At 72.2% G+C, this 8,205-nt stretch carries 6 protein-coding genes; 5 read left to right on the forward strand and 1 reads right to left on the reverse strand.

The window, feature by feature from the left end; genetic code table 11:
- The first annotated feature begins 8 nt into the window (after window positions 1-8).
- Window positions 9-590, forward strand: a complete 582-nt coding sequence (locus KDM41_08355; GenBank protein MCB1183432.1) for an HD family hydrolase — start codon at window positions 9-11, stop codon at window positions 588-590.
- Window positions 587-2,815, forward strand: a complete 2,229-nt coding sequence (locus KDM41_08360) for an amino acid permease (protein MCB1183433.1) — start codon at window positions 587-589, stop codon at window positions 2,813-2,815. The genes KDM41_08355 and KDM41_08360 overlap by 4 nt, the downstream gene beginning before the upstream one ends.
- Window positions 2,816-2,828: 13 nt before the next feature.
- Here KDM41_08360 and KDM41_08365 read toward each other — a convergent pair whose 3' ends face one another.
- Window positions 2,829-3,794, reverse strand: coding sequence for a hypothetical protein (locus tag KDM41_08365; protein MCB1183434.1), 966 nt, complete (start codon window positions 3,792-3,794; stop codon window positions 2,829-2,831).
- A gap of 162 nt (window positions 3,795-3,956) precedes the next feature.
- Between KDM41_08365 and KDM41_08370 the strand changes: the two genes are divergently transcribed.
- The 3 genes from KDM41_08370 to KDM41_08380 all read left to right on the forward strand — a co-directional run.
- Window positions 3,957-4,967: a right-handed parallel beta-helix repeat-containing protein gene (locus KDM41_08370; GenBank protein ID MCB1183435.1), complete on the forward strand. Its 1,011-nt coding sequence runs from the start codon at window positions 3,957-3,959 to the stop codon at window positions 4,965-4,967.
- A 180-nt stretch (window positions 4,968-5,147) separates the two neighbouring features.
- Window positions 5,148-7,955 carry a 2-oxoglutarate dehydrogenase E1 component gene (locus KDM41_08375; protein ID MCB1183436.1) on the forward strand — a complete coding sequence of 936 codons (2,808 nt, stop codon included), beginning with the start codon at window positions 5,148-5,150 and terminating at the stop codon, window positions 7,953-7,955.
- Window positions 7,940-8,205: biotin/lipoyl-binding protein (locus tag KDM41_08380; GenBank protein MCB1183437.1), on the forward strand; the 266-nt coding region annotated here is incomplete at its 3' end. The genes KDM41_08375 and KDM41_08380, both read left to right, overlap by 16 nt.

The raw sequence follows: 8,205 nt of genomic DNA on the forward strand, positions 1-8,205 counted from the left end.
GAGACCGCGTGAACCCCGACATGGATCCCGGCGCCGTCGTCGACCTGCTCTGGAAGGCGAACCGGCTGAAGACCGTGCCCCGCACCGGCTGGGCGCAGAAGGGCGTCGCCGCGCCCGAGACGGTGGCCGCCCACTCCCACGGCGTGGCCCTCGTGGCCCTGCTCCTGCTCGAGATGGTCGACACCCCCTGCGACCGCAGCGACGTGCTCGCCATGGCGGTGCTGCACGACCTGCCCGAAAGCGTCACCGGCGACATGCCCCGCGGCGCCTCGCGGCTGCTGCCGGCGGGCGTGAAGGCCGACGCCGAGCGCGACGCCCTGTCCGAACTGGTCCGTGGCCTCGCCTGCGGCGACGAGTGGCGCACCTGGCAGGAGCAGTACATGGGCAACGACACGCCCGAGGCCCGCCTGGTGAAGGACGCCGACAAGCTCGACCTGCTGCTGCAGTCGCTCTTCTACGAACGCGCCACCGGCAACCGCGAACTGGACGACTACTGGGACTCGGTGCCCGACGCGGCGCTTCACTTCGCGGCCAGCCGCGACCTGGCGGCGGCGCTGCGGGCGAGGCGACCGGACGGCGGCGCGCGATGACCGCGCGCAAGCTGGGCACCTTCTACGGCGTCTACACCCCGACGATCCTCACCATCCTCGGCGTGATCATGTACCTGCGCTTCGGCTGGCTGGTGGGCCACCTGGGCCTCGGGCAGGTGATTCCCATCGTGCTGCTGGCCAACGCCATCACCCTGATCACGACGCTCTCCTTCTCGGCGGTCGCCTCCAACTCCCAGATCGGGGCCGGCGGCGCCTACTTCGTCATCTCACGCAGCCTCGGCATCGAGGTCGGCGGCGCCATCGGACTGCCCCTCTTCCTCTCGCAGGCCTTCTCGGTGACGCTGTACGCCTACGGTCTGGCCGAATCGTTCCGCATCGTCTGGCCCGGCCTGCCCCTGCAGCCGGTGGCCCTGGGGGTCGTCGTGGCGGTCGGCGTGCTGGCGTGGGCCGGGGCCGAGAAGGCGCTGAAGGCCCAGCTGCCGCTGCTGGTCCTGGTGGGCGTCTCGCTGGTCGCCCTGGCGGTCGGCGCCCTGGCGGGCCGCGAGATCGAATCGCTGCCCCTGGGCGGCGGTTCGGGCACGATCGGCTTCTGGGTCGGCTTCGCGGTGTTCTTCCCGGCGGTCACGGGGGTGATGGCGGGCCTGGGCATGTCCGGCGACCTGGCCGACCCCATGAAGTCGCTCCCGCGCGGGGCCTTCGCCGCGGTGGCCACCGGCCTGGTGGTCTACCTGGTGGTGCCGGTGCTGCTGGCCATCGGCGCCACGCCGGACGAACTGCGCGACGAGCCCATGATCTGGGCTCGCATCGCGCCGCTGGGGCCGGTGCTCATCCTGCCCGGGCTGTGGGCGGCCATCTTCTCGTCGGCCCTCGGCTCGATCCTCGGCGCCCCGCGCACCCTGGCGGCCCTGGCCCGCGACGGCCTGGCTCCGGGCGTCTTCGCCCGCCGCCGCGACGACCGGCCCGACCTGACGCCGGCCCTGGTCGGCTCGGTGCTGCTGGCCGTGGCCGCGGTCTTCATCGGCGACCTGAACGCGGTGGCCTCGGTGGTGACGATGTTCTTCCTGACGGTGTACGGCACGGTGAACTTCGTGGCGGCGTTCGAGTCGCTCAGCGGCGACCCGTCGTGGCGGCCGAGCCTGCGCTCGCCGTGGGTCATCAACCTCGCGGGCGGCGTGGCCTGCCTGGCGGTGATGCTGCTGATCAACCCCGGCATCGGGCTGGTGGCCATGGTGGCCGAACTGCTGCTGTGGCTGGGACTGTCCCGCCGCGAGCGCCACGCCGGCTGGGGCGACGCGCGGCGCGGCCTCTACGAGTCGCTGATCCGCTGGACGCTCGTGCGCCTGGCCCAGCACCCCATGACCCCCCGCAACTGGCGCCCCCACATCCTGGTCTTCGTGGACGACATCCGGGCCGAGCTCGACCTGGTGCGCTTCGGCGACTGGTTCAGCCAGGGCCGCGGCGTGGTCACCGTCTGCCGGCTCTTCGTGGGCGACCTGCTCGACGACCGCCGCGACGACCTGCGCGAGACGGCCGCGGACATGCGCCGGATCCTGGCCGAAGAGGGGGTCGTGGCCTTCCCCGAGGCCGACGTGGTGCGCGATCTGGTCGACGGCATCGTGGACGTGGCCCAGGCCAACGGCATCGCGGGCATCTCGAGCAACACGGTGCTGCTCGGCTGGCCCAGCGACCCCGGCCTGCAGGTCGATTTCCTGCGCGCCATGCGGCGGCTCGAGGTGCTGCACAAGTCGCTCATCTTCGCGCGCATCCGGCCGCAGCTGCTGTACCGGCGCGAGGGGGTCGAGCGCCGGGTCGTGATCTGGTGGGGCGGCCTGCAGCGCAACGGCGACCTCCTGCTGCTGCTGACCTACCTGCTGACGCGCAACTCGTCGTGGCGCAACGCCAAGGTCTCGATCATGAGCCTGGCCACCAACGAGCACATGCAGGTCCAGAGCCGGCGCACGCTGGAGCAGCTCGTGGCCGAGATCCGGGTCCAGGCCGACATCCAGGTGCTGGTCAAGGATCCGGACGAGAAGGTGAACGAGATCATCCGGCGGGAGAGCCGCGACGCCGAGGTGGTGATGCTCGGCCTGTCGACCCCCGAGCGGGGCAGCGAAGCCGAGTACGCCGAACGCCTCGAGGCCCTGTCCGAGGGGCTGCCCAACGTCTTCTTCGTCAAGAACGCGAGCCTGTTCGTGGGCGACCTCTTCACGCCCGAGCCGGAGGAGGCCGCCTCTCCCGCGGCCGAGGGCCCGTCCGGCGACTGACCGGCACCGCCCTTCAGGGCCGCGCGCTCGCGGCGTTCCCCACCCGCACCCAGCGCGCGCCGTCGCGCGCCAGCAGTTCCACCCAGCTGTAGCCGAAGGTGAGCGGTGCGGACCCGTCCGGCCCCTCCTGCACCCCCTCCGCCTCGATCTCGCAGGCGAGCCAGGCCAGGCTGCCGTCGGCGGCCACGGTGATGCGGGGCGGAACCACGTCCTCGTAGCGTGCGAAGGTGGTCGTGGCGAGGTAGGGCCCCAGCGCGGCGCCGGTCTCCGCTGACGTCGTTTCGCGAAGGCGACCGCGGCCGGAGACCAGGCCGCGCGGCGCCTCGTCCGCCAGCAGCATCGCCAGGTCGCCCTGGCGGTGGGCGGCCAGCCCGCGTGCGTGGACCCGGGCGATCTCCGCCAGATCGCGCAGGCGCGCGGCGAGGGCCGCCGGCGCGGCGGGTAGCGGGGCGCCCGGCGCCGGCACAAAGGGCAGCACCTCCGTGTAGCGGTAGCGCCAGGCCTGTCCTTCGTGGTGGAACACGGCCGCGGTGGGCAGGTCGTGGCCGAGGACCGGCACCGGTGCGGCGAAGGTCAGGCGCACCTCGCCGCCGCCGAGAGCCGGCGGCAGCGGGCGCACGAGGGTCCCGGGATCGCGGCCTTCAGAGGCCGCCTCCCGGAAGAGGCGCAGCGCGTCGTGGCCGTGCACGTAGTCCGCCATCTCCGGCTCCGCCGAATGCCAGGTGCCCTCGCCGTCGCCCGCGAAGACCCGGCCGCCGCCGTCGACCAGGAGCCGCGTGTCCCCTTCCGGGTGGAACTGTTCGAGGAGGGCCGTGCCGTCGGGCAGGCTCACCAGGACGGTGGTGAAGGCGATGCCGTCCGGCGCGGCCACCTCGGCGCGGGTGGCCAGGGCCCAGGCTTCGCCGGGGCCGGCCCCGGCGACGTCCGGATTCGCGGCGATCAGCAGGGCGAAGGGCAGCAGTGCGAGGGATCGGCCCATGGGAACCTCCGGATAGGCGGACAAGGGGGACGGGCACAAGATAGGGCCACGGGAAGGACTCGTCCCGCACCGGGCCGCCCTCGCCGCCGCCACAGGTGGCCGCCTTCACCACGGGCTGCTAACCTGACGCTCGTCCCGGATGCAGACCGGAAGGACGTTCACGTGGCCGAGACTACGAAGCCGTCGATCCCGCACCCGCAGGCTGCGGCCGCCCGGGCCGTCCCCGCGCTGGTGCTGCTGTTCCTGCTGGTCGGCCCGGCGGCGGTCCGCGGCGTCACCTGGCACGTGGACCCGGCCGCCGCGTCCGGCGGGGACGGCACCGCCGCCGCACCGTTCCGCGTCGCCGCCGCCGGCATGGCCGCCGCCGCCGCAGGCGATACGGTGCGGCTCGCGGCCGGGACCCACACGGGCACCGTGCCCCTGACGGTGTACGGCGCGCCGCGGCGGGCGCTGCTCGACCTGGTCGACGGCGTCACCGTGCGCGGAGCCGGTCGCGGCGCCACGTTCCTGCGCGCCCTGCCGGCGGACACCCTCACGTTCGGCATCAGCGGCGAGGCCGTCGGGCCCGGCACGAGCGTCGCCGACCTGACGGTCGACGGCGCCTGCTTCCACGCGGTGAACCTGCGGCGGGCCGCTCCCGCCCTCGCGCGGCTCGACCTGGCCAACGACCTGGTCGGGGCCAGCAGCGTGGCCTGCGACGTCCGCGACGCCAGCTTTCCCACCCTGACCGACGTCGCTTTCGCCGGCGGCCACACGGCCCTCGTGGTCGAGTTCGGCAGCGGCGGCACCTTCACCGACTGCCGGCTGGACATCCGGCCGCACATGGGCCTGATCTGCAACGATGCGACGCCGACCTTCGTGCGCTGCGACTTCGCCGGCGCCGGGCGCACGGTCCTCATGCTCACGGCCGGCTCGGCACCCGTCCTGCGCGACTGCACCCTGGCCGACGGCGGGCAGTGGGCGGTCTTCGTCATCGGCTACGCGCCGGGCAGCACGGTCGACCTCAGCGGCAACACCTGGTTCAGTCGCGATCCCGCGGTGCTGGCCACCCGCATCCGGGATGCCGCCGACGATCCGGCCCTCGGGGCGACCGTGATCGTGCTGCCGTTCGCCGACGGGGAGGTCGGCACGGAGACCACCCGCTTCGGCGACCTCAAGGCCCGCTTCCGCTGAAAACCCGTTTTTGCGGGGCAGCCAGCGATTCATGGTGGCGGAACCTGTTTGCGAGTATCATTTTCAGCATGCAGGGACCGGATCCGACCGGACGGGCGGAACTCGTCGCCCGCCCGCCGCGGCCCCTTGCCCAACGATCCCGCCAGGGCGGGGCCAACCGGAGCCATGAAACCGGACAACATGAATAATCCCAACATTTTGAGCCTGTCCTATGCGGACAGGCTTTGGCAATCGTGGCAGGAGGATCCCGCCTCGGTTTCGCCCGAATGGCAGACCTGGTTCGCGGCCCTCGATCAGGGCGCGGCGGCCGGGGTGCCCTTTCCGGGCGCCGCCAGCGACCGCGACCTGGCCGACCAGAACAAGGTCGACCAGCTCGTGCGCAACTACCGCGTCCGCGGCCACCGCATCGCGAAGCTCGATCCCCTGTCCGAGCCCGGCGGCTCGCCGCCCGAGCTCACCCTGGCCTACTACGGCTTCACCGACGCCGATCTGGACCGCAGCTTCTCCGCCGGCAGCCTCGCCCCCGGCGAGATGCTCACCCTGCGCGAGATCGAGCGTCGCCTGAAGGCCACCTACTCCCGCTTCATCGGCGTGCAGTACATGCACATCGACGACCTGGCGGTGCGCGAGTGGCTCCAGTCGCGCATGGAGTCGAGCGAGAACCGCATCGACCTGCACCCGGAGGTGCAGAAGCGGATCCTGCAGCGGCTCATCGACGCGGAGATCTTCGAGGAGTTCATCCAGAACAAGTACCTCGGGGCGAAGCGCTTCAGCCTCGAGGGCGGCGAGACCATGATCCCGCTGCTGGACATGGCCATCGAGCACGCCGGCCAGCAGGGCGTCGAGAAGATCGTCATCGGCATGGCCCACCGCGGCCGCCTGAACGTGCTGGCCAACATCATGCAGATGAGCCCGCGCGAGATCTTCCAGAAGTTCGAGGACGCCGACGCCGAGACCTTCCTCGGCCACGGCGACGTGAAGTACCACCTCGGCCACCACTCGGACTGGGTCACGCGCCAGGGCGACGTGGTGCACCTGTCGCTGTGCTTCAATCCCAGCCACCTGGAGTTCGTCTCGCCGGTGGCCCTCGGCCGGGTGCGCGCGCGGCAGGAGCGCATCGGCGACGAGGCCCACGAGAAGAGCATGGCCCTGCTGCTGCACGGCGACGCCGCCTTCGCCGGCCAGGGCGTCACCCAGGAGACGCTGAACCTGTCCCAGCTCGGCGGGTACGCCACCGGCGGCACCCTGCACGTGATCGTGAACAACCAGATCGGGTTCACCACCGACCCGGAACAGGGCCGCTCGACGCGCTACGCCACCGACGTGGCCAAGATGCTGCAGGCCCCGATCTTCCACGTGAACGGCGAGGATCCCGAGGCGGTCGCGCAGGTCGTCAGCCTGGCCCTGGACTACCGGCGCGAGTACCGCCGCGACGTCTTCATCGACATGTACTGCTACCGCCGCCGCGGCCACAACGAGACCGACGAGCCCGCCTTCACCCAGCCGCTGCTCTACAAGGCGATCGGCAAGCGCGACACGGTGCGCGAGGGCTACCTGAAACGCCTGACCGGCGAGGGCGAACTGACCCGCGAGCAGGCCGACGGCATGATCGTCGCCCGGCGCCAGCGGCTGCAGGAGATCCTCGACGAGGTCCGCGAGGCGGGCCCGCCGGAGGGCTCGGTGCAGCGCAAGCGCGTGCTCGGCCCCGTCTGGAAGGAGTACATGGGCGGCTCGGAGCCGGGCGGCCCGCCCGTGCTGACCGGCGTGGCGCGCGACCGCCTGGTGCGGATCCTCGCGCACATCGGCACGGCGCCCGAGGGGTTCTCCCCCCACCGCAAGATCGTCAAGCTGCTCGAGCAGCGGCGGCAGATGGCGGCGGGCGAGAAGCCCGTCGACTGGGCCGCCGCCGAGGCCCTGGCCTATGGGTCCCTGGCCCTGGAGGGGCATCCGGTCCGCCTGAGCGGGCAGGACAGCCAGCGCGGCACCTTCAGCCACCGCCACTCGGTGCTGCACGATGTCGAGAACGGTTCGGTCTACGCCCCGCTGCAGCACCTCGCGCCGGACCAGGCGGCCGTGTGCACCCTGAACAGCCCCCTGTCCGAGGTGGCGGTGCTCGCGTTCGAGTACGGCTACAGCCTCACCTACCCCGAGGCGCTGGTCATGTGGGAGGCCCAGTTCGGCGACTTCAACAACGTCGCCCAGCCCATCATCGACCAGTTCATCGCCACCGCCGAGGGCAAGTGGGGCATGCTGAGCGGCCTGGTGATGCTCCTGCCCCACGGCTTCGAGGGCATGGGCCCCGAGCACAGCAGCGCCCGCGTCGAGCGGTTCATGCAGCTGGCCTCGGAGGACAACATCCAGATCGCCAACCCGACCACCCCCGCCCAGCTCTTCCACCTGCTGCGGCGCCAGGTCTGGCGGCACTGGCGCAAGCCGCTGGTCGTGTTCACGCCCAAGTCGCTGCTGCGCCATCCGGACTGCGTGTCGTCCCTGGACGACCTGGCCGAGGGCGCCTTCGCCCCGGTGCTCGCCGATCCGGACGGCCCCGCGCCGGAGCGGACCGAGCGCGTGCTCCTCTGCAGCGGCAAGATCTACTACGAGCTGGTCGAGGAGCGGAAGCGCCTCGGCCGGGACGACGTGGCCATCGTGCGCCTCGAGCAGCCCTATCCCGTGCCGGCCAGCGCGCTGGTCGGGGTGATCGGCCGCTACGGCGCCGACACGCCGCTGATCTGGGTGCAGGAGGAGCCGGCCAACATGGGCGTCTGGCCCTACCTGCGCTACCGGTTCGGCGAGCGCCTGCTCGGCCGCACCCTGCTGGGCGCCTGCCGCGCCGAGGCGCCGAGTCCGGCCACCGGCTCGGCCGCCAGCCACCGCCTCGAACTCTGCCTGCTGCTCGAGCGGGTCTACGGTCCGCTGGTGGACCTGGCCCCCGGGCGGCACCCCTGGAACGACCACGAAGAAAGGAAGACCCAATGCCGGTCGACGTGACGGTGCCCGACCTCGGCGAATCGATCACCGAGGTGGAAGTGGCCGCCCTGCTCAAGCGCAAGGGCGACGCCGTGGCCATGGACGAGCCGCTGATCGAGCTCGAATCGGACAAGGCCACCGTCGAGGTGCCCGCCCCCGTGGGCGGCCGGCTGGTGGAGGTCCTGGTCAGCGAGGGCGACGTGCTCAAGGTGGGCGACGTGGTGGCCCGCATCGCCGAGGGCGAGGGCGCCGCGCCCGACGCCGGCGGCGA

The sequence above is a fragment of the bacterium genome, assembly GCA_020440705.1.
In the GTDB taxonomy this organism is placed as follows: domain Bacteria; phylum Krumholzibacteriota; class Krumholzibacteriia; order LZORAL124-64-63; family LZORAL124-64-63; genus JAGRNP01.

Bases quoted from the DNA above. Each gene is read 5' to 3' on its own strand.
- KDM41_08360 (MCB1183433.1), top strand. From the start codon at position 587: ATGACCGCGCGCAAGCTGGGCACCTTCTACGGCGTCTACACCCCGACG.
- KDM41_08365 (MCB1183434.1), bottom strand. From the start codon at position 3,794: ATGGGCCGATCCCTCGCACTGCTGCCCTTCGCCCTGCTGATCGCCGCG.
- KDM41_08375 (MCB1183436.1), top strand. From the start codon at position 5,148: ATGAATAATCCCAACATTTTGAGCCTGTCCTATGCGGACAGGCTTTGG.